Origin of the sequence: Commensalibacter sp. M0268 (genome assembly GCF_016101925.1) — a bacterium.
Lineage (GTDB): Bacteria > Pseudomonadota > Alphaproteobacteria > Acetobacterales > Acetobacteraceae > Commensalibacter > Commensalibacter melissae.
In genome coordinates this window covers 651,935-670,924 of sequence record NZ_JACFPQ010000001.1, presented here as the reverse complement: position 1 = coordinate 670,924, position 18,990 = coordinate 651,935, and the positions used below count along the sequence as shown (strand labels likewise).

The following is an 18,990-nucleotide window of genomic DNA, read 5'->3' as shown; positions in this document are numbered from 1 at the left end:
AAGGATGAAGTTAGAGATTAGTATCTTTATACTCAAAATTACGTTAATTTTTAATAATTTTTAACTAAAAATTACAAAAATTTTTAATTTTATAGCTCAAAAATAATTTACTTAAACTCAAATTACCCTAAAATTATATCTATGATAATAAAGGGAAATTAACATGAGTATCCTGACCCTTATTTCTTTATTGTTTCTTCTTACCGCAATTTGCGGGGCAATTAATCTAAAATATCTCAAACTTCCCATGACCATAGGGATCATGATTGCCGCATTCATATTTTCAATAATCCTGTTTATCTCGGATTATTTCCTTTCATTTGTTTCCGGATATTCATTTGCACAAAAAATTATCTCACAAATCAATTTTCCCACTTTGCTTCTCAATGGCGCTCTAGCATTTCTGCTTTTTGCAGGAAGTTTGCAAATTTCATTACATGAGTTGTGGAAAGCTCGCTATAATATTGCTTCCTTGACAATTATTGGCACTTTATTATCGATATTATTTCTCGGTCTTGTTTTTTGGGTTCTGTTTTATCTATTTTCTATTCCCATTTCTTTACTCTGGTGTCTCACCCTAGGCGCTATTATAGCCCCGACAGATCCGGTTTCAGTTATCAGTATGTTCGGCAGACTAGGCCTTTCCAAACGGTTACAAGCAATTTTTGCTGGAGAAAGTCTTTTCAATGATGGTATAGCTTTAATTGCTTTTACAACATTTTTATCCGTAATCATTCATCAAAAGACCCCATCCACAACCAGTCTATTCTTGATTAGCATAAAAGAGATTGTTGGCAGTGGTCTTCTGGGTATTATAACGGCCACCATTGTTATTTTTATAATCAGACGATTGTCCCACAACGAAATTACCATATTATTTTCACTGGCTTTGGCGGCAGGTACCTTTTCTATCGCAAGTGATCTTAACATGTCAGGTCCCATTGCAGTCGTGGCAAGCGGTTTATTGATCGGTAACCATCTTCAAAAACAGCCTGCGGAAAAAAGTGATTCGGTTATTTACTGCTGGCATGTAATTGATGAAATCCTCAACACAATGCTATTTTTGATAATTGGGTTGCAGATTGTCATCATCCCTTTCAGTTATCATATTCTGGTTATCACATTCCTGGCTTTTCCATTTCTGGCAATTACACGTTTCATAGCCCTCAGTCTAAGTGGTTTTGTATTATTATATCAGGATTCAAACCCGAAGGGTTTGATTTCCATTCTAACATGGGGAGGACTAAGAGGAGGCATTTCCCTGGCAATAGCCTTATCTCTCCCCAATATATTTCCAAAAAATGAAATCTTGCTCATATGTTATGGGTGCGTAGTGTTAACCGTTTTAATTCAGGGATTAACCATGGAATATGTTGTTAATTATTTTTACAGGAAAGAAATAAATTAATTCTTCACCATAACCGTGCAAAAGAAACCATCCGTTTGATTTTGCGCTGGTGTTAATTGAAAACTTGTTTTCTTCATGAATTCTTCGGGTAACAATTCTGGAATCGTATCAGGCTCTACGAGTGAAAAATTGTTATTTCTTTCCAAAAAATTATTGATTTGATCTTGATTTTCCTGACGTAATATTGAACAGGTTGCATATATCAACCTTCCACCTTTTTTTACCATTCTGGCTGCAGAATCAAGAATGTGGGCCTGTATTTCAACAAGTTCCAATAAATCATTTTCCTTAAACCTTAAACGCGCATCAGGATTACGTCTCCAAGTTCCGGTACCGCTACAAGGTGCATCAACCAAAACACGATCGAAACTTTCAACACGCCTTTTTAACCATTTTGCATCTTCAGCAAAAATATGGGTTTCACAATTAAAAACACCTGCCCTTCGCAAACGACTTTGAGCGGCATTTAACCGAGCGGGAAAGATATCTGATGCAATAATATGCCCCTTATTTTCCATCATCATCGCCATAGCCAACGTTTTACCTCCGGCTCCCGCGCAATAATCCAGGACACGCATTGACGATTTAACACCGGTCATGAGTGCAATTAATTGGCTACCTTCGTCTTGAATTTCAATCAGACCATTTTTGAAAGCATTTGTGGATGTTATGGATTGTCTTCCTTGCGCTCTCAATCCCCATGGAGAAATATTCATTAATTCTGTTTGTATATTTTCAGATGCTAGAATCTCCCTAGCCTTATATCGATCTTCCACTTTTAGAAAATTGACGCGCAAATCAAGAGTAGCTGGTTCCAACAACGTTGAAAGTTCTTTTTCTGTCTGATCCCCGTATTGGCCATTTATGATAGGATATACCCAATCTGGAACTTCATAAATTACCGCTTTGGACATTTCATCGGAAACAAACGGTTTGTTTACCAAAGATTGCAAATATAAAATTTCGTTACTATTCAACAATAATGGCGCATATTTTTCACCCGAATAAAAATTATGCACTTTAGGTATAGAATTTCCTGACAAAACCAAATAAGCTGCGACCATCATACGAGGATTGATCGGACTACCTATTCTTTTCAGCCACCATTCCAACTTTCGGTAACAACGTAAAATTTCCCAAACTTTGCCTGAAATAAAACGACGATCCCCTCCTCCAATATAACGGCGGCGCCTGAAAAACCGATTGGCTGTTGAATCTGCCGGAATATATTTTTCTTTCTGAATAGCTAAAAGCAGTTCAATCACTGCCGAAATTTGTGCTGAAGGGGTCATACGTCTTTACTTAAATATCTGATAGACAAATTTATTATTTAATTATGATGATAGTTAGGCGCTTCACGCGTAATTACAACATCATGAACATGGCTTTCCCTCAATCCCGCTCCCGTAATTTTACGGAACTGAACATTTTTTTTCATTTCTTCAATCGTCGCATTGCCAGTATATCCCATACCTGCTTTCAAGCCGCCAACCATCTGATGTATAACTCCTTCTGCCGCCCCTTTGTATGGTACCTGCCCTTCAATGCCTTCAGGAACAAGCTTATGGCTTTCCTTGATATCCTGTTGAAAATAACGGTCAGCAGATCCACGAGCCATGGCACCAAGACTTCCCATTCCGCGGTATGATTTATAGGAACGTCCCTGATATAGAAATACTTCACCAGGGGCTTCATCTGTACCTGCCAGTAAAGATCCAATCATGACAACATCTGCACCCGCACCGATAGCTTTAACAATATCGCCAGACGTGCGAATTCCACCATCTGCTATTAAAGGAATATTGGCAGCATGACAAATTTCAGACACTTCCATTACTGCCGAAAATTGGGGAACTCCTACCCCTGCAACAACACGGGTTGTACAAATTGAACCTGGACCAATTCCAACTTTTACTGCATCAGCGCCAACATCAATCAATGCTTGAGCACCTTCTGGTGTCGCAATATTTCCCGCAATAATTTGAACGTCAGCATAATTTTTCTTGAGGCGCCCTATCGAGTCCAAAACACCCTGGGAATGTCCATGTGCCGTATCTACGACCAAAACGTCAACACCAGCCTCTATAAGCGTGACAGCCCGTTTATATCCGTCCTCACCAACACCTGTGGCAGCAGCACAACGTAAACGACCATATTGATCCTTGTTGGCCAAAGGGTAAACGACTGATTTTTCCATATCCTTGACAGTCATTATTCCGACACAACAATCATTTTTATCAACGACAAGCAATTTTTCAATACGATTTTGATGAAGCAGTTTTTTAGCTTCATCGGGACTCACACCCTCTTTGACTGTAACCAGGTTATCTTTTGTCATTAACTCCGCAACGGGTTGTTTTGCATTTGTTGCAAACCGGACATCACGATGCGTGACAATACCAACAAGCCGATTCGTATTTTTTTCAATAACAGGGAGTCCACTTATGTTATGGCGTTTCATTGTTGCAATGACTTCTTCTAAAGTCTGTTCAGGATGAACAGTTACCGGATCAACCACCATTCCCGATTCAAAGCGCTTTACCTGCTTGACCTGATTGGCCTGTTCCTGAATGGATAGATTTTTATGAATAACCCCTATTCCTCCATTTTGTGCCATAGCAATGGCCATTGCACATTCTGTTACTGTATCCATGGCTGATGAAATCAAGGGTATATTCAAACGGATAGATCGGGTCAAATTGGACCGAACATCAGCCTGATTAGGCAATACATTAGATTTTGCTGGAATAATCAAAACATCATCAAAAGCAAGGGCTTCTCGAATATGTTTTTGGGAAATAGAAGAATGTGCCATTTATGGTACCCTTTATTAAAAATTAGAAAATTAAAGATAAAAAGGGATAACCGAAAAAAATCGGGTTCCAATTATTGGCAATTCTTCATACCTAAAAAATTGTGATTAGACAAGTCAAAAATCAATTTTGTGTCAAATAGTGACAAAATCAAATTATCCTTGAAATTTTATCAACACATTCACGATTTATCTTCGGAATTATTCCCTTTAAACCCTGTAGCAATCACATATAACTCTCTGGATTCCTTACGACTTGCTGGAGGTTTTGCATGTTTTACAATTTTAAAGGATCGCTTGAGGTTATTTAACATCAATTTTTCACTTCCCCCCTGGAAAACTTTGGCAATGAAAACTCCATTCAAATTTAAAATTTTTATTGCAAAGTCCAAAGCCTGTTTTGTCAAATTAACTATTCTTATATGATCCGTTGCTGCATGTCCTGTCGTATTAGGGGCCATATCAGACATGACCAGATCCGCCTTACCCTCTAATTTATCCAGTAAAACTTCAAGATTATGGGGCTCTGTAAAATCTCCCTGAAAAATATCAGCTCCCATAACTGGTTCAACTTGCAACAAATCAATACCTACAACTTTGGATGCCTTGTGATATACCGCAACCTGAGACCATCCTCCTGGCGCTGCACCCAGATCAACAACCTTTATTCCCTTTTTTAAAAAATGAAATTTATCATTTAACTCTATTAGCTTATAAGCGGCACGGGACCGCCAGCCATGCTGTTGCGCAGCTTTTACATAAGGATCATTCAACTGACGCGTCAACCATCTTTGTTGAGATGTTGAACGTCCTTTTGTTTTTTTTAAGGTAACCGTCAATCCAGTATCAAAACGCGATTTCTTTTTTTTGCGCGAATTCGAATTCGCATTATCTTTATTCATAGTTTTTACTTTAATTATACTGATTAATTAAATTTATTACTGGTTTAACAAATAATGATGATTTTTATAATAGTTTCTTAACTTGTTTGTCGTCATTTTGGCAATTATTCCATCCCGAATACCCCGATCGGCAACGACAATGTCATTGGCGGGCCACAAGGTATGTATGGCATCAAATATTGCGCATCCAGGTAAAAGATAATGAATTCTTTTTTTATATCGGTCGGAAAGAATTTCAGTCTCTTTGAATTTCTGATCTAGCAAAGTCCTGATTATTTCCTTAAGTTGGGCTGTTTGCAAAGACAAACCATCAATCGCCGCACGATTATACTTGTTTTGATTTAACAAAATGCTTGCAAGGGTGGTTATAGTTCCACTTACCCCTATGAATTGAACCTGATTTCTTACAATCTCTGCCTGAATACGGTGAATGGCCTCGAATTCCATGACCTTGGATAAAACAAAATCAAACATTTGATAGTAATTCTGCAAGGTGGCAATATTGAATTGCTCTCTTAACGTAAGAATGCCAACAGGTATACTGAAACATCCAATCAAAATATATTTTCGTCGCGCAAAATCAATTTTAACCCATGCAATTTCAGTGGAACCACCTCCAATATCAAATAATAGTGCCTTGGTCTTATTACGTTTCAACACATTGTCATATAAAAATGAATTGCAGCCGGCCAAAGCCAGCTCAACCTCTTCCCGTGGTGAAATAACCTTAATGTTCAGTCCTGTTTCATATAAAACCTGACTAAGAAAATGATCAGCATTTGAGGCGCGTCGACAAGCTTCGGTAGCGACAGCATAAAAGGCGGAAAATCTTTTACCTTCAATTTTGGATGCACAATGTCGGAGCGCGACCATTGTACGTTCCATGGCAGCTTGACTCAACTGACCTGTTTCATACAATCCCTCACCCAATCGAACTACTCGATTATAATGGTCAACAATTCTCAACCTGCCACGATCAGATGACACGATCAGCAGACGACAATTATTTGTGCCTAAATCCAATGCCGCAAACATATTTACGCCCTAATTACTTTATCCAGTCAAAGTTAATTCCTTATTTTTTGTATAGCTCCTTAATATTAACACAATTTATTATTAATTTGGATTTTTTTATTAAAATAACTAAAAATTTTTGTAATTAATTTATTTTACCATACCCTTGTTTTATAATTTTTTACATGATATAAGCATCCACATTAAATATATTGGGAGATAGTTTAGCGGTAGAACTACCGGCTCTGACCCGGTCAGCCCTGGTTCGAATCCAGGTCTCCCAGCCAAAAATGTTTCCGTTATGACATTCAAAGATAATAAAATGGAATGGAAAACATTTGCTTTATACCCAGAATGTTCCGTAAAACTTATAGATTATAAAACTGAATTATCTATAAATCTTGAAAAACGGATTGAAAATTTATGGGTTGCCAAAAAAAGATTATACCCAAAATTGTTTAATGGACGTGTATTTACCGTTACTTTGATATTCCCCCATCAAATAACGGGATATTGGACAGAATATAGATATGTTTCGGCCCAAATGGAAAATAAGGAATTCAATGAATTTCTTTGTCTTAAACCTTTGGCTGTAACAGGTTTAATTTTTTGCGATAATGGTTTTATTCTTGGAAAAAGAAACAGTAACAGCGTTTATCTACCCAATTACTGGCAATGTGCCCCTGCGGGTAGCGTGGAATCACGTCATGAAGAAAAAACTGTAAATTTGCATGAACAATTATTTGTGGAGGCAAGAGAAGAACTTGGATTAAAAAAAGATTTTTTTTCAAATAGCCGCATTCTTATTGCAACTCAACATCCCGAAAAAGGAATAATCGATATCGGAATAATGCTGAAAACACACTTGAATTTTCAACAAATATATAATTATTGGCAAAAAAAAGGCAACTCAGAATATGATGAACTTATATGCATATCCGATTTAACCCTTTTACCTAAACCAATAATTCCATCCACCAGATATTTAATCAAGGCCAGCTATAAAGATAATAATAGGATATGACTAGCTGTTTTTAACAATGCCGATCTGTTTGATATCATGAAATTTTAAGTCTTTTTGCATTTCAACAGTCCGTTGCATCATGAATTCAGAAGTGGCCAGAAATACTGGATCTCCGTCTATGTCATCAGCAATGGCACTTTTGTTGGAATTAATAAATTTCTCAATTTTGTTTTTTTCACCCTCAAGCCAACGGACCTGTGTAAAAGATACAGTATCAAATCCTATTTCAACGCCGTACTCATGTTTCAAACGCGTCTGTAAGACATCAAGTTGCAATATTCCAACCACACCAACAATAGGCGAAGACCCGTCCTGTGGTTTAAAAAGCTGGACAACGCCCTCTTCTGCAAGCTCAATTAATGCCTGTTTTAATTTCTTGGCTTTCATCGCATCAGCAAGGCGAACCCGTCGTAGTATTTCAGGGGCAAAATAGGGTACTCCTGTAAACTGAAGCTCCTCTCCTTCCGTCAAGGTATCTCCAATACGTAATGTGCCATGATTGGGAATTCCAACAACATCTCCCGCAAAAGCCTCCTCTGCCAATTGTCTGTCTCGTGCAAAGAAAAACTGAGGGGTATGTAACGCAAAAGTTTTTCCTGTACGGGTATGTTTCAATTTCATACCTCGTTCTAGACGTCCAGAACAAATACGGGCAAAGGCGATACGATCCCGATGATTTGGATCCATATTTGCCTGAATTTTAAATACAAGAGCAGTCATTGATGGTTCATTTGCCGCCACCAGACGTTGATCACTTTCCTGATTTCGTGGACTTGGGCCAAATTCAACCAATGCATCCAAAAGATCATGAACCCCCAATTCCTTAATCGCACTTCCAAAAAAAACCGGAGTTAAAAAACCTGCCTTAAAATCATCAATATTAAATTCCGGCAGAGCAGCCTTAACCAATTCCACTTCTTCTTTTAATGCTATAACACGATCATCTGTTTCTGGAATTCCCTCTTTTAGGCGCATGGTTTGTTTCCGAACATCATAAGCACCCAAAAATTTGGCAGCCCGTCCCACAGGCCATGTTAAAGGTGTTGTTTCAAGAGCCAGTGTAGAGGCCACTTCATCTAGCAATTCAAAAGGATCCTGAGATTCTCTGTCCATCTTGTTGATAAAGGTTACAATCGGTATATCGCGCAAACGACAAATTTCAAAAAGTTTCCGTGTTCTTGCCTCAATCCCTTTTGCCGCATCAATAACCATAACTGCGGCATCAACAGCCGTCAAAGTCCTGTATGTATCTTCAGAAAAATCTTCGTGGCCAGGCGTATCCAACAAGTTAAAAATGCAACCACCATATTCAAACGTCATAACAGAAGTTACAACTGAAATACCGCGATCCTTTTCAATATTCATCCAGTCCGAACGAGTTCGACGCTGTTCCCTTTTAGCACGGACATTTCCCGCCATCTGTATAGCCCCACCAGCATGCAATATACGTTCAGTCAAAGTCGTCTTACCCGCATCAGGATGGGAAATAATAGCGAAAGTGCGACGACGGGAAATTTCTTTATCCAGACTCTGAACTGTATCTAACATCAAGCAGACCTAAATTTATATTGAAAACAATAAACGCACAAAAGCCGAGCAAAAAAATTGCTCGGCATTTTTGTATAAAAATAAAATGTGATTAACGAGAATAAAACTCGACAACCAAATTGGGTTCCATAGTTACAGGATATGGAACATCATTTAATTTTGGCGTACGAACAAATGAACCCTTCATTTGACGATGATCAACCTCTAAATATTCAGGAATATCCCGTTCTTTACTTTGAACTGCATCCAGTACAATGGCAAGTTGTTTTGATCTTTCCCTAACTTCAACAACATCATTATCTTTTAAAGAATATGATGGGATATTAACACGCTTGCCATTTACTAAAACATGTCCATGGTTAATGAACTGACGTGCAGCAAATGGAGTGGATGCAAATTTTAACCGATAAACTACAGCATCCAAACGACGTTCCAACAAATTGATCAAGTTTTCAGAAGTATCACCTTTACGACGAGATGCTTCAGCGTAATAACGACGGAATTGCTTTTCACTGATATTTCCGTAATATCCCTTGAGTTTTTGTTTAGCCATTAACTGAACGCTAAAATCGGAAGGCTTTGCACGGCGGCGTTGACCGTGTTGACCAGGACCATATTCACGCTTGTTAACCGGTGATTTAGCACGTCCCCACAAATTAACCCCTAAACGACGGTTAATTTTATATTTGCTTTGTAAACGCTTACTCATACGTCTAAATATCTTTCTTTATATATGTTAAATATCGCATTGAGGTAAAGCAATATTAGATTTTATTGTACCAGTAGTTCTTTAACTCGCATCAAAGACGGGTTTATATTTGATACAAAGTAACCTCATCACTTCTTTGGATAAAAATAAACCACTTTTCTGGCAGTAGAAGCCTATATATTCAAACTTTAATGAATTGTCAAATAATTAACAGTTTGAATAATATTAAAAAAAATTTAAAAATTATTTCGTATTCAACAACCGATATTTGTCGCAGCCTTTTTGAGATCTATTTAAACATGATTGTTTAAAATACTCTTTTGCCGCGGCCTCATCTTGAGGAACCAACTTCCCTTCATGATATATTTCCCCAAGTCGCAATTGGGCATCCGTATTTTCTTGATCTGCAGCTTTATGATAATAGAAAAGAGCCGTCTGAAAATCTTGTAATACACCGTGACCCGCTTCATACATTGTTCCCAACTTGTATAAGGCGCCCTCGTATCCCTGATCAGCTGACTTCTGATACAATTCTTTCGCCTTGAAATAATCTAAATCTGTGCCTTTACCTGTATCATACAATGATCCCAGGATATATTGGGCAAAACTATTTCCTTGTTCTGCAGATTTACGGGTCCATTGAAAGGCTTTGGAAAAATCTTTTTTACATCCCTTACCTTCTAAATACATAATTCCAAGAGCGGATTGAGCCATTAGATTCCCTTGCAAAGCAGCCTTATGAAAATAATCAAACGCCTTGTCATAATTCTGCTCAATCCCTTCACCATTCTGATACAAATTACCTAAATAAAACTGCGCTTCAGCATTCCCCTGTCCTGCGGAATAGTTAAACCATTCAATCGCTTTATTATAATCTTGCGGCACAATAACACCCAAGGCATAAAACCGACCTAAAACAAATTGTGCTGGCGCAAATCCTCCGCTGGCAGATTGTGTAAAAAATATAAGGGCTAATCTATCGTTTTTCTGAACCCCTTTACCCGTTAAATAAATTACACCTAACCTGTAACAATATTCAGCAGAGGGTAGATAGAGAATTTTTTCAAATTGACCGAACCAGTATGATAAATGGCTTTCATATGCATGGGAACGAACAGGATATGTACATATAAAAAAAGTAGCGGCAAGAATAACAATAATGTTTTTCATTATGAACCTTAATGATTTATAAAATGAAATAAAAAAATATCGTTAACTATCTGTTCATACCAAATTATGACTGATTTTATTAATAAATAAATAGATTAATTTCATAAAAAAAATTAAACTAACTACAATTAACCGCTTTACAAAATTATAAAATATTTTTTCGGAGATCATAATGGATCAATTAATAGCCCAAAAATGGAAATGGTTCGTAGGATTGGGAATATTGTGTTTGATTACCGGCATTCTGTGCCTAATTGACACGGTTTTTGTAACAATTGCAATGGTTATAATTATTGGAATTTTATTAATTATTACAGGTTTGGCCCAACTCATTCACGCCTGTTATCTTAAAGATTGGAGCAGTTTTCTCTGGTCAGCCCTATGCGGTATCATTTATCTTATTGGCGGTATATTATTGATTCGTGAACCTGTTAATGGTTCGGTTATAATTACCATTTTTCTTGGTATTTGTTTTTGTTTTGGTGGAATCATGCGTCTTATGATTGCCTTTAACAATAAAAATACCAAAGGATGGGGGTTGTTGGTATTCAGTGGTATTCTTGGCTTGATTTTAGGATTTATTCTTTTTGTCAATCCAATAAACGGCCTGTGGTTTATCGGATTCATGGTTGGTTTTGACCTTATCTTCAATGGAACTGCATGGTTGCAACTTGGCTTTACGCTCAAATCCCAAATCAAATAATTTAATTATTTCATGGGGCCCTTAACCAATTCCGCCACAACACCATGAAGGGTTCGTAATTCCTGTTCTGTCACTTCCCCCCTTTGAAAAAGATGATACAGATTACGAATCATTCCTGGCCGTTTTTCCTGATTGCGTAGAAATCCACAATGATCAAGCTCTCTGATCAAATGATTCATAAAATTATTCAGCTCTCCTTTAGTAGCGATATGCGTTTTGTTAGTCTGCAACTGGCGCTCCGGTGTTTCTTCAGTGGACATCCACCACTCATAAGCCATAATCATAACGGCTTGTGATAAATTCAATGACATGAATCTTGGATCCAAGGGATAACGGATCCAATAATCAGTCTGAACAAAATCCTCATTTTCCAACCCGGTCCGCTCTGGCCCAAACAAAATACCGATCTTCAATCCACGATTGGTCATTTCCCGCATTTCACATGCGCCACCACGCGCCGTTAATAAAGGTTTGATAATTTGACGAGGTCTGGGACAGGTTGCAAAAACATGCTGTAAATCCGCAACAGCGGCTTCTACCGTATCGAAAACTTTTGTATGATCCAATAAACGGTCTGCACCAGATGCTGCTCTCCAGGCTTTTGGCTGTGGCCATCCATCTCGCGGGGCCACCAACCGCAAATGGAACAATCCCCCGTTCGCCATCGCTCGAGCTACACTGCCAATATTATCAGCAAGCTGTGGGCGAACCAAAATAACGACAGGTGTATTTCCAACTGGAATCAAATCAGCACCACCATCACGACCTGTCATATTTTTCTCCATGTCGTACCTTGTGGACTGTCTTCCAATAAGATACCCTGAACTTTGAGCTGGTCACGTATTTTATCCGCCTTGATAAAATCTTTCGATTTTTTTGCATTATTTCTTTCTTGAATTAAGATCTTAATCTCATCTTCATTATCAATATCTTGAAACCATTGAGTTGGTAGACTATTAAACAAGCCAAGCTGTTGACCCGCCCGTTTCAATTTTAAGGCAGAATGTTCATCACCTTGTAAGGCTTTATCTGCAAGTTGATGCATATACACCAAAGCTTGGGGTGTGTTTAAATCATTTGCCAAAGCATCCATGACTAATTCTGGTAAATCCATTTCTGAATTAGAATTCTGTTCATAAGGCAACAAGGCGCGATAGAAACGATCCATAACCTTTTTAGCATCTTTTAAGGCTTCATCAGTGAAATTCAAAACAGAACGGTAATGAGATTGCAATAATAATAACCGTAATGCTTCTGGATTATGCTTTGTCAATATTTCCCGTATTGTAAAAAAATTGCCCAGAGACTTGGACATTTTTTCACCATTTACCAACAACATGGCATTATGTAGCCAATAATTGGCAAACTGACTGCCTGGAAAACAACATAGACTTTGTGCACATTCATTTTCGTGGTGGGGAAAAATCAGATCCTGACCACCGCCATGAATATCAAAATTTTCACCAAGGTAACGATGGGACATTGCAGAACATTCAATATGCCAGCCTGGCCTACCCTTTCCCCAAGGACTATCCCATCCTGGTTCATCCTCATTTGAAGGTTTCCATAACACAAAATCACCGGGATTTTTTTTGTAGGTCGCGATCTCAACTCTTGCCCCAGCCAGCAATTCATCTGGATTGCGGCCCGATAAACTCCCATATTTCTTGTATTGATGGACAGAGAAAAGAACATGACCATCAGCTTCATAGGCATATCCCTGACTGACAAGACTGATAATCATCTCTTGTATGTCTTCAATATGTTCTGTAGCTTTTGGTTCAATATCAGGGGGCAAGATAAACATTGAAGCCATATCTTTATGAAATTCTTCAATCGTTCGACAGGTCAATGCTTGAATAGATTCATGATTGGCTCTGGCACGGGCATTTATCTTATCATCAACATCCGTAATATTACGTACATAAGTCACTTTAGGATAAATTTTCCGCAACAATCTTACCAAAATATCGGCTGTTAACATTGCACGCAAATTGCCAATATGTAAAAAATCGTATACTGTAGGGCCACAAAAATATAAACGGATATTTAAAGAATCTAATGGTTTAAAAGGTAAAATTTTATGATGACGACTGTCATATAGAGAAATTTCTGGCTTATTCATTGTTTTACCTTGTTCATATCCTGTATTCGATTGTGTCCAAACAACACTCAATAAATTAAATCTTTATTCTTTATTAGTCATAAATAAATATAATGCAACTTTCTCAACCAGCTTTTCTGAAAAAAGAACTTTTTGCGATCTTTTTTATTGCCATACCAATCGCATTTGCCCAACTATGTCAAATGGCTATGGGTGTAACCGATACGATTTTATTGGGAAAAGTCGATAAAGAAACCTTAGCAATCGGTGGATTTACAACACAGTTATTTTTTACTGTTTGTGTTGTTTTGCAATCGGCGTTGAGTTCAGCTGCAATTTTAATTGCTGAATATATAGGATCAAAAAGAATTTCTCAGATATCCAAAATTTATTGGACAACCTATATATTTGGATTAATTCTCTGTATTCCCTGCTATTTTCTTTTGAAATCAACAAACTTTATATTGATGTGGACAGGTGAAAATCCTGATATGATTGCAAAATCCAGTCATTTTATGGATATTCTCTTATGGGGTATGCCCCCTGTTCTTGTTGGAACAGGTTTAATAAGAGTTGTTTTACCAGCTTTTAATGCCTCGAAAATTCTTTTGCAAATAACACCTTTAACTACAATTATCAACGCCTTGTTAAATGCAGCCTTTATTTATGGTTTATGGGGCGCCCCTAAAATGGGCTTGTATGGTTCAGCAATTGGCAGCACAATTACTTTGTGGGTTTCAACAATTTTATTTATCGGAGTAACCCATTGCAAAAAGAATTTAAAACAATATCTTTATCCTTTTAAAATTGATTTATCCTTGCTTTTACCCTTGATGCGTCTGGGGTTGCCCATCTGTGTCAGTTCAGCAGCTGAAATGCTTCTTTTCCTTGCAACTTCTTTCCGGGCAGGACTACTAGGAACCGATGCACTTGCCGCCCATCAAATTGCCAACAGCTTTGCCACTTTTACGTTCATGATACCCCTTGCCATTTCTCAGGCCGCCAATGTTCGGGTAAGTTATTGGGTTGGCGCTCAAAAACCTTTGTATGCGAAAAATTCAGGTTTTTTATCTATCGGTCTTGGTTCTGTTTTTATGGGGCTGATTGGTATAATCATTTTCATTTTCCCGAAAACCATTGTCAGCCTTTTTATTGATATTCATTCAGTCAGTAATCAATCAACAATTGAAATTGCGATCGTTATATTGAAAATTGTTGCTCTTTTCCAGATTGTTGACGGTATGCAAGGCGTTGCGATGGGTGCATTACGCGGATTGAAAGATACCACAATCCCAATGATCTTTGCTTTGATAAGCTATTGGGTAATTGGATATACACTGAGTGGTTGGTTTGCATTTTCATTGAACTATAAAGCACCAGGATTGTGGACAGGCATGGCTATTGGCCTTGCTGTTATTGCTGTATTGGCAACAGCACGTTTTTATTATCTTACCTATCGCCCAAGCAGAATAATGGAACGTGCCTTACGTTAGAAAAAAATCAAAATTTAAAGGATACGGAAACAGATCCATAATTAAATAATCCACTTTTTTGTCCCCTGAATTCTTGGGTCTGCCAAGTTTGGGTATAAGCGATTTTATATCCTTTGATAATTAAAGCGGCCCCTGCAAGAATTTCGCCAACATCTGATCTTTTTGAAACATGTTGCGCATGTGATTTAGAGGGATCCCCTTGCAAAGTAGCATTATAGGCTACAGCCTGACCATCTACACCACCAAATAAATACCAGTTAACAAAACGGGTTCCAACATAGGCATCAGTACCGTCATTTCCCGAACCAATTCTTGCAGGTCCGAAATCACTTTCAAGACCCTGTCCAAAACGGAATAGGGAACCGATTTGCCCATAAATTCTATAAATCCCCATTGCACCATTAGCTGAAGGTAAGATATCAAAATCAACCGGTCCAGCATGCCCTGCGAGAAATCTCCATGTTCTACCCATTTGAACCTGAAAAACGGGCACACTCTTTAACTGGTTGTGCCAGCCACGGTTTCTGTGATCCCCAGTAATGGCATGAAAACCATTTTGAACCTGACGTCCCATAGCTCCGGGGCCTAAAACACCGGCTTGAATACCAAACACACTCCTCGTATCATCCGTGTCACTTATAAGATTAACGGTTGTTAATAAAACCCCAGCATAAGGTCGATCATGTGGCAATCTCTGGCTCGATTGAGTATCACGTGGTGTAAATATCGACTGCTGCAATCCCCAATGAATTCGTTGCATTCCCTTTCCAAAAAGAAACGTGTTCATATCCGCAACAGGTTGAGGCAACGTGTCAGTAGGAGATGTCCACCCTATTCTAAGTCCGTTTGTATAATATTGATCAGACGTTCCTTTCAAGGTTGAGGCTGCATCATTTTCCCATTGTATTGTTAGGGTATTATATGGATCTTGTTTTGGTGTTGAAAAAGAAGGATGAGAATAGAATAAACCCATTGAATAGATGGAAAAACATGATAATAAATTTGTTAATGACAAATGATCCCGTTTGCCCATTTTCAACCTTTTGACTCTAAATATTCTATTTAACCTAAACTTATAAAATCAAAAAACAAAATTTGAATATAGTATATTAAAATAAAAGATTATTTTCTTAATATGCAACCTATTCACAAATTAAATTATTGAATAATCAATTTTTATCCATAAAATGATTCCATAAGGCATTTGGTATTTTCTCATTCAAAAATTCCTTGTGAATCTTCAATTCTTTTTCAGTGGCTTTCATGAAAACGGGTTGATGAATATGATTTTTTTTATAGGTTTTTCTTATTTTTTCCTTTGTTTGATTATCAAAGCTCAATCCTCTCTGACGGCCTCCCGTAAGCTGAATATACACCTCTGACAATAATTTACAGTCCAACAACGCGTTATGTGTTGTGCGTTCTGACAAATCTATTGAAAACCGTCGACATAATGCATCCAGGCTATTTGGCGAGGATGGATATTGAGCGCGGGCAATTTGTAAGGTATCAACCATTCTGTCCAGAGATAATGTTGGACGATTGATATATTTCAGTTCTGAATTTACAAATTTAAAATCAAACGGTGCATTATGCGCGATCAGGGGATCATTTTGAATAAAATTCAGAAACTCGTCAGCAATATCCTTGAATTTTGGCTTACCTTGCAGATCTTCAATTGTAAATCCATGAATTCGTGTTGCCTCAACAGGAATATCTCGCTCTGGATCAATCAAAACATGATAAAAATTATCTGTTGGCAAGTCATTGATTAACTCTATTGCGGCAATTTCTATAATTCGATCGCCATTATCTGGATTGACACCTGTTGTTTCTGTATCAAAAAGGACAGACCTTTTTTTCATAATTGATCTTTCTTCATTAATATAGCCAAGCGCTTTACCTGAATGTAAGTATATGCCCTATTCAATCCTGTTTGAATAACCCTATCCGCCCATTGACATTTCAAACTATTGGGAAGCTGATGGGAAATAAGTATTTCAGCCTGTTGCCATGAAATTCCACCTCGATTGATAATGCGTATTTTTTGAATTTGCTTTGGTGCATTAACCAAAAGAGTTTTGGTGCATACTTGATCTATCTTTTTTTCGAACAGTAAGGGAATATCCAATACACACCATAATTTTCTTTTTCCCTGCCAAAATTGGATGAATTTTTTTCGTTCCATATCAACCAATGGAAGAATAATGTTTTCAATTTTTTTTAGATTATTCCGATCCTGTGAAATTAATTTCCTCAAATAGGATCGATCAAGTATATTGTCATGCACTGACCCGGGAAAAGCTTTGGCAAGAAGTGGTAAAGCTTTACCATCAGATCCCTGTAATTGATGCACAACATGGTCAGCATCAAAAACTGGGAAACTCTCTTTACGCAACAGGGAACATACCGTGGTTTTACCCATACCCATTCCACCTGTTACGCCCAATATCTTCATAATGAAATATTATTCTCTAATTGTTTTGGCAACATATTCGATTGTCTCGGAATCAACCTTGGGATCCACTCCAAACCATTCGCGAAAACCGAAACGGGCCTGGTGAAGCAGCATTCCCAATCCTTCAATGGTCTTCAAATTGAATTCTTTTGCCACTTTTAACAAAGGGGTTAAACGAGGAACATAGACAATATCCGTAACAACCAAACCTGATTTTGCTTTGGATAGATCAAAATCAAAACTTTCTTTCCCTTCCATTCCCAAAGAGGTAGTATTTACCAGTAAGTCATATTGACCCAATAAAGATGTCCAGGTATCCCATGCGATGACATTACCTGTCCCAAGATCTTGAGCAAGCTGCAATGCCCTGGAATTTGTGCGATTTGCTATTGTAATCTTCGCTTTCTCATGGGCCAGCGATGAAATAACCGAACGTGCAGCCCCACCTGCTCCAAGTATTAGTACATTACAATTTTTAATTCTGATGTTATGATCTCTAAGGGATTCTATAAAACCAGCACCATCTGTAGAAGTGCCAAATATCTTACCGTCATTTTTAAAAGTCAAGGTATTGACAGAACCTATTTTCCTTGCAATTTCATCAACCTCATCACAACATGAAAAGGCAATTTCTTTATTGGGGATGGTTATATTGCATCCTTTAAACCCCGAAGCTGACAGGCCAATTATGACTTTTTTGAAATTTTCAGGCTTAACGGCCAGAGGAATGTAAACCCCATCAATTCCATACCGTTTCAACCAAAAATTATGAAGCAGGGGGGATCGGGAATGTTCAACTGGCCACCCAAGAACCGCAGCAACTTTAGCTTTTCCTGTTATAATATTCATCGTTTTCCGTATTCCTGTAAAGTCAGTGGCAATAAGTAAGCCAGACGATCCGCCCATTCCCTTTGCTGAATTTCCGATATTATTAAATCCTGTCGAATCTCCAGTTCCAAATATGGCAATTTTCTTCCAAACGCATGACAAGGTACAGAATAATCATTCTTCTCATTTAATCGATAGGGTTCATTATCTCCAATTGGAAATTCATAATATTGCTCAAGATATTTTTTGAATATTAATCCGAATTCCGGATAACGATCATGCAAAATACCCGCATGCCAGGGTCTTTCAATATTATCCATTTGAGGTGTAAAACTGTGCAGCGCTATTAAACACGTTGAAATCTGCGCATTTTGTCGACGTTCAATATCCTGTTCAATACAAGCATGATAGGAATTGTAAATTGATGAAACACGTGATTTTTTTTCCTTATCAGACAAATCAAGATTACCTTTTATAACTGTTTTATCGCTAATTTCAATAATCAGGTTTTCATGATTTGGATTTCTGTTGCAATCAATGACAAGTCTTGAATAGTTTTGAAGAATTAACGTGGCATTTAATTTTTTTGCAAGTTTTTTTCCTACCCCTTTTATTCCAATATCAAAAGCAATATGTCGCTCAAGATCATTTGGCTCCAATCCAAGGTTATTTAGTTTTTCAGGAATGAATTTCCCTGCATGATCACAAATAATCAAAAAGGGTGAAATCGAATGCCGGTTTATCATATTCACAGGATCAGGATCATTGACTGATAAAATACTGGATGATTTTGAATTGTAAAACATAAACGCAGTCA

The 18,990-nt window shown here is 37.6% G+C and carries 18 protein-coding genes and 1 tRNA gene; 5 read left to right on the top strand and 14 right to left on the bottom strand.

Annotated features, from left to right (window positions below; translation table 11 throughout):
* The first annotated feature begins 163 nt into the window (after nt 1–163).
* Nucleotides 164–1,408 carry a sodium:proton antiporter gene (locus tag H3R28_RS03020; protein WP_155565497.1) on the top strand — a complete coding sequence of 415 codons (1,245 nt, stop codon included), beginning with the start codon at nt 164–166 and terminating at the stop codon, nt 1,406–1,408.
* Here the strand turns inward: H3R28_RS03020 and H3R28_RS03015 are convergent.
* The 4 genes from H3R28_RS03015 to H3R28_RS03000 form a co-directional block, all read right to left on the bottom strand.
* The gene (locus H3R28_RS03015) at nt 1,405–2,700 is read right to left on the bottom strand and encodes an RsmB/NOP family class I SAM-dependent RNA methyltransferase (RefSeq protein WP_198208855.1); all 1,296 of its coding nucleotides are present in this window, start codon (nt 2,698–2,700) and stop codon (nt 1,405–1,407) included. The genes H3R28_RS03020 and H3R28_RS03015 overlap by 4 nt on opposite strands.
* Before the next feature lie 38 nt (nt 2,701–2,738).
* On the bottom strand, nt 2,739–4,223 hold the full coding sequence (gene guaB, locus H3R28_RS03010) for an IMP dehydrogenase (RefSeq protein WP_155565499.1): 1,485 nt from the start codon (nt 4,221–4,223) through the stop codon (nt 2,739–2,741).
* Between the two features lie 179 nt (nt 4,224–4,402).
* Complete coding sequence (locus tag H3R28_RS03005) at nt 4,403–5,122, bottom strand: RlmE family RNA methyltransferase (protein ID WP_198208858.1); 720 nt, start codon at nt 5,120–5,122, stop codon at nt 4,403–4,405.
* Nucleotides 5,123–5,158: 36 nt separating this feature from the next.
* Nucleotides 5,159–6,157 carry a Ppx/GppA family phosphatase gene (locus tag H3R28_RS03000; protein ID WP_122123623.1) on the bottom strand — a complete coding sequence of 333 codons (999 nt, stop codon included), beginning with the start codon at nt 6,155–6,157 and terminating at the stop codon, nt 5,159–5,161.
* A gap of 192 nt (nt 6,158–6,349) precedes the next feature.
* Between H3R28_RS03000 and H3R28_RS02995 the strand changes: the two genes are divergently transcribed.
* Together H3R28_RS02995 and H3R28_RS02990 are read left to right on the top strand one after the other, a co-directional pair.
* Nucleotides 6,350–6,423, top strand: a tRNA-Gln gene (locus tag H3R28_RS02995).
* A 35-nt stretch (nt 6,424–6,458) separates the two neighbouring features.
* Nucleotides 6,459–7,160 (top strand): NUDIX hydrolase, encoded by a 702-nt coding sequence (locus H3R28_RS02990; protein ID WP_198208860.1) that lies wholly within the window; start codon nt 6,459–6,461, stop codon nt 7,158–7,160.
* Here the strand turns inward: H3R28_RS02990 and H3R28_RS02985 are convergent, their stop codons facing one another.
* From H3R28_RS02985 to H3R28_RS02975, 3 genes are all read right to left on the bottom strand, one after another.
* Nucleotides 7,161–8,708 (bottom strand): peptide chain release factor 3, encoded by a 1,548-nt coding sequence (locus H3R28_RS02985; protein ID WP_198208862.1) that lies wholly within the window; start codon nt 8,706–8,708, stop codon nt 7,161–7,163.
* A gap of 91 nt (nt 8,709–8,799) precedes the next feature.
* Nucleotides 8,800–9,417 (bottom strand): 30S ribosomal protein S4, encoded by a 618-nt coding sequence (gene rpsD, locus H3R28_RS02980; RefSeq protein ID WP_155566844.1) that lies wholly within the window; start codon nt 9,415–9,417, stop codon nt 8,800–8,802.
* A 243-nt stretch (nt 9,418–9,660) separates the two neighbouring features.
* On the bottom strand, nt 9,661–10,587 hold the full coding sequence (locus H3R28_RS02975) for an SEL1-like repeat protein (protein WP_198208864.1): 927 nt from the start codon (nt 10,585–10,587) through the stop codon (nt 9,661–9,663).
* A 172-nt stretch (nt 10,588–10,759) separates the two neighbouring features.
* On the opposite strand from H3R28_RS02975, the gene H3R28_RS02970 reads away from it, so the two are divergent.
* Nucleotides 10,760–11,290, top strand: coding sequence for an HdeD family acid-resistance protein (locus H3R28_RS02970; protein WP_110438050.1), 531 nt, complete (start codon nt 10,760–10,762; stop codon nt 11,288–11,290).
* Between the two features lie 5 nt (nt 11,291–11,295).
* Here H3R28_RS02970 and H3R28_RS02965 read toward each other — a convergent pair whose 3' ends face one another.
* Both H3R28_RS02965 and cysS read right to left on the bottom strand, forming a co-directional pair.
* Nucleotides 11,296–12,063, bottom strand: a complete 768-nt coding sequence (locus H3R28_RS02965; RefSeq protein ID WP_196424250.1) for an RNA methyltransferase — start codon at nt 12,061–12,063, stop codon at nt 11,296–11,298.
* Nucleotides 12,060–13,415 (bottom strand): cysteine--tRNA ligase, encoded by a 1,356-nt coding sequence (gene cysS / locus H3R28_RS02960; protein ID WP_198209494.1) that lies wholly within the window; start codon nt 13,413–13,415, stop codon nt 12,060–12,062. Before cysS ends, H3R28_RS02965 begins: the two co-directional genes overlap by 4 nt.
* 92 nt (nt 13,416–13,507) lie before the next feature.
* Between cysS and H3R28_RS02955 the strand changes: the two genes are divergently transcribed.
* The gene (locus H3R28_RS02955; RefSeq protein WP_155580450.1) at nt 13,508–14,887 is read left to right on the top strand and encodes an MATE family efflux transporter; all 1,380 of its coding nucleotides are present in this window, start codon (nt 13,508–13,510) and stop codon (nt 14,885–14,887) included.
* 7 nt (nt 14,888–14,894) lie between these two features.
* Here H3R28_RS02955 and H3R28_RS02950 read toward each other — a convergent pair whose 3' ends face one another.
* The 5 genes from H3R28_RS02950 to H3R28_RS02930 all read right to left on the bottom strand — a co-directional run bounded on the left by H3R28_RS02950 (nt 14,895) and on the right by H3R28_RS02930 (nt 18,979).
* Nucleotides 14,895–15,920, bottom strand: a complete 1,026-nt coding sequence (locus H3R28_RS02950) for a lipid A deacylase LpxR family protein (protein ID WP_198208865.1) — start codon at nt 15,918–15,920, stop codon at nt 14,895–14,897.
* 136 nt (nt 15,921–16,056) lie between these two features.
* Nucleotides 16,057–16,752, bottom strand: coding sequence for a DNA polymerase III subunit epsilon (dnaQ, locus tag H3R28_RS02945; protein WP_155571953.1), 696 nt, complete (start codon nt 16,750–16,752; stop codon nt 16,057–16,059).
* Nucleotides 16,749–17,345, bottom strand: coding sequence for a dephospho-CoA kinase (gene coaE, locus H3R28_RS02940; protein WP_198208867.1), 597 nt, complete (start codon nt 17,343–17,345; stop codon nt 16,749–16,751). Before coaE ends, dnaQ begins: the two co-directional genes overlap by 4 nt.
* Nucleotides 17,346–17,354: 9 nt before the next feature.
* Complete coding sequence (locus H3R28_RS02935) at nt 17,355–18,251, bottom strand: shikimate dehydrogenase (RefSeq protein ID WP_370552813.1); 897 nt, start codon at nt 18,249–18,251, stop codon at nt 17,355–17,357.
* Entirely contained in the window at nt 18,191–18,979 is a 789-nt protein-coding gene (locus H3R28_RS02930) for an N-formylglutamate amidohydrolase (RefSeq protein ID WP_198208869.1), read from the bottom strand. The genes H3R28_RS02935 and H3R28_RS02930 overlap by 61 nt, the downstream gene beginning before the upstream one ends.
* Nucleotides 18,980–18,990 lie beyond the last annotated feature (11 nt).

Excerpts from the sequence above, each read along its gene's own strand:
- H3R28_RS02975 (WP_198208864.1), bottom strand. The coding sequence starts at position 10,587 with ATGAAAAACATTATTGTTATTCTTGCCGCTACTTTTTTTATATGTACA.
- H3R28_RS03015 (WP_198208855.1), bottom strand. The coding sequence starts at position 2,700 with ATGACCCCTTCAGCACAAATTTCGGCAGTGATTGAACTGCTTTTAGCT.
- H3R28_RS02955 (WP_155580450.1), top strand. The coding sequence starts at position 13,508 with ATGCAACTTTCTCAACCAGCTTTTCTGAAAAAAGAACTTTTTGCGATC.
- H3R28_RS02950 (WP_198208865.1), bottom strand. The coding sequence starts at position 15,920 with ATGGGCAAACGGGATCATTTGTCATTAACAAATTTATTATCATGTTTT.
- H3R28_RS02970 (WP_110438050.1), top strand. The coding sequence starts at position 10,760 with ATGGATCAATTAATAGCCCAAAAATGGAAATGGTTCGTAGGATTGGGA.
- rpsD (WP_155566844.1), bottom strand. The coding sequence starts at position 9,417 with ATGAGTAAGCGTTTACAAAGCAAATATAAAATTAACCGTCGTTTAGGG.
- H3R28_RS02985 (WP_198208862.1), bottom strand. The coding sequence starts at position 8,708 with ATGTTAGATACAGTTCAGAGTCTGGATAAAGAAATTTCCCGTCGTCGC.
- H3R28_RS02965 (WP_196424250.1), bottom strand. The coding sequence starts at position 12,063 with ATGACAGGTCGTGATGGTGGTGCTGATTTGATTCCAGTTGGAAATACA.
- guaB (WP_155565499.1), bottom strand. The coding sequence starts at position 4,223 with ATGGCACATTCTTCTATTTCCCAAAAACATATTCGAGAAGCCCTTGCT.
- H3R28_RS03020 (WP_155565497.1), top strand. The coding sequence starts at position 164 with ATGAGTATCCTGACCCTTATTTCTTTATTGTTTCTTCTTACCGCAATT.
- H3R28_RS02990 (WP_198208860.1), top strand. The coding sequence starts at position 6,459 with ATGGAATGGAAAACATTTGCTTTATACCCAGAATGTTCCGTAAAACTT.
- H3R28_RS03000 (WP_122123623.1), bottom strand. The coding sequence starts at position 6,157 with ATGTTTGCGGCATTGGATTTAGGCACAAATAATTGTCGTCTGCTGATC.
- coaE (WP_198208867.1), bottom strand. The coding sequence starts at position 17,345 with ATGAAGATATTGGGCGTAACAGGTGGAATGGGTATGGGTAAAACCACG.
- H3R28_RS02930 (WP_198208869.1), bottom strand. The coding sequence starts at position 18,979 with ATGTTTTACAATTCAAAATCATCCAGTATTTTATCAGTCAATGATCCT.
- cysS (WP_198209494.1), bottom strand. The coding sequence starts at position 13,415 with ATGAATAAGCCAGAAATTTCTCTATATGACAGTCGTCATCATAAAATT.
- dnaQ (WP_155571953.1), bottom strand. The coding sequence starts at position 16,752 with ATGAAAAAAAGGTCTGTCCTTTTTGATACAGAAACAACAGGTGTCAAT.
- H3R28_RS02935 (WP_370552813.1), bottom strand. The coding sequence starts at position 18,251 with ATGGGCGGATCGTCTGGCTTACTTATTGCCACTGACTTTACAGGAATA.
- H3R28_RS03005 (WP_198208858.1), bottom strand. The coding sequence starts at position 5,122 with ATGAATAAAGATAATGCGAATTCGAATTCGCGCAAAAAAAAGAAATCG.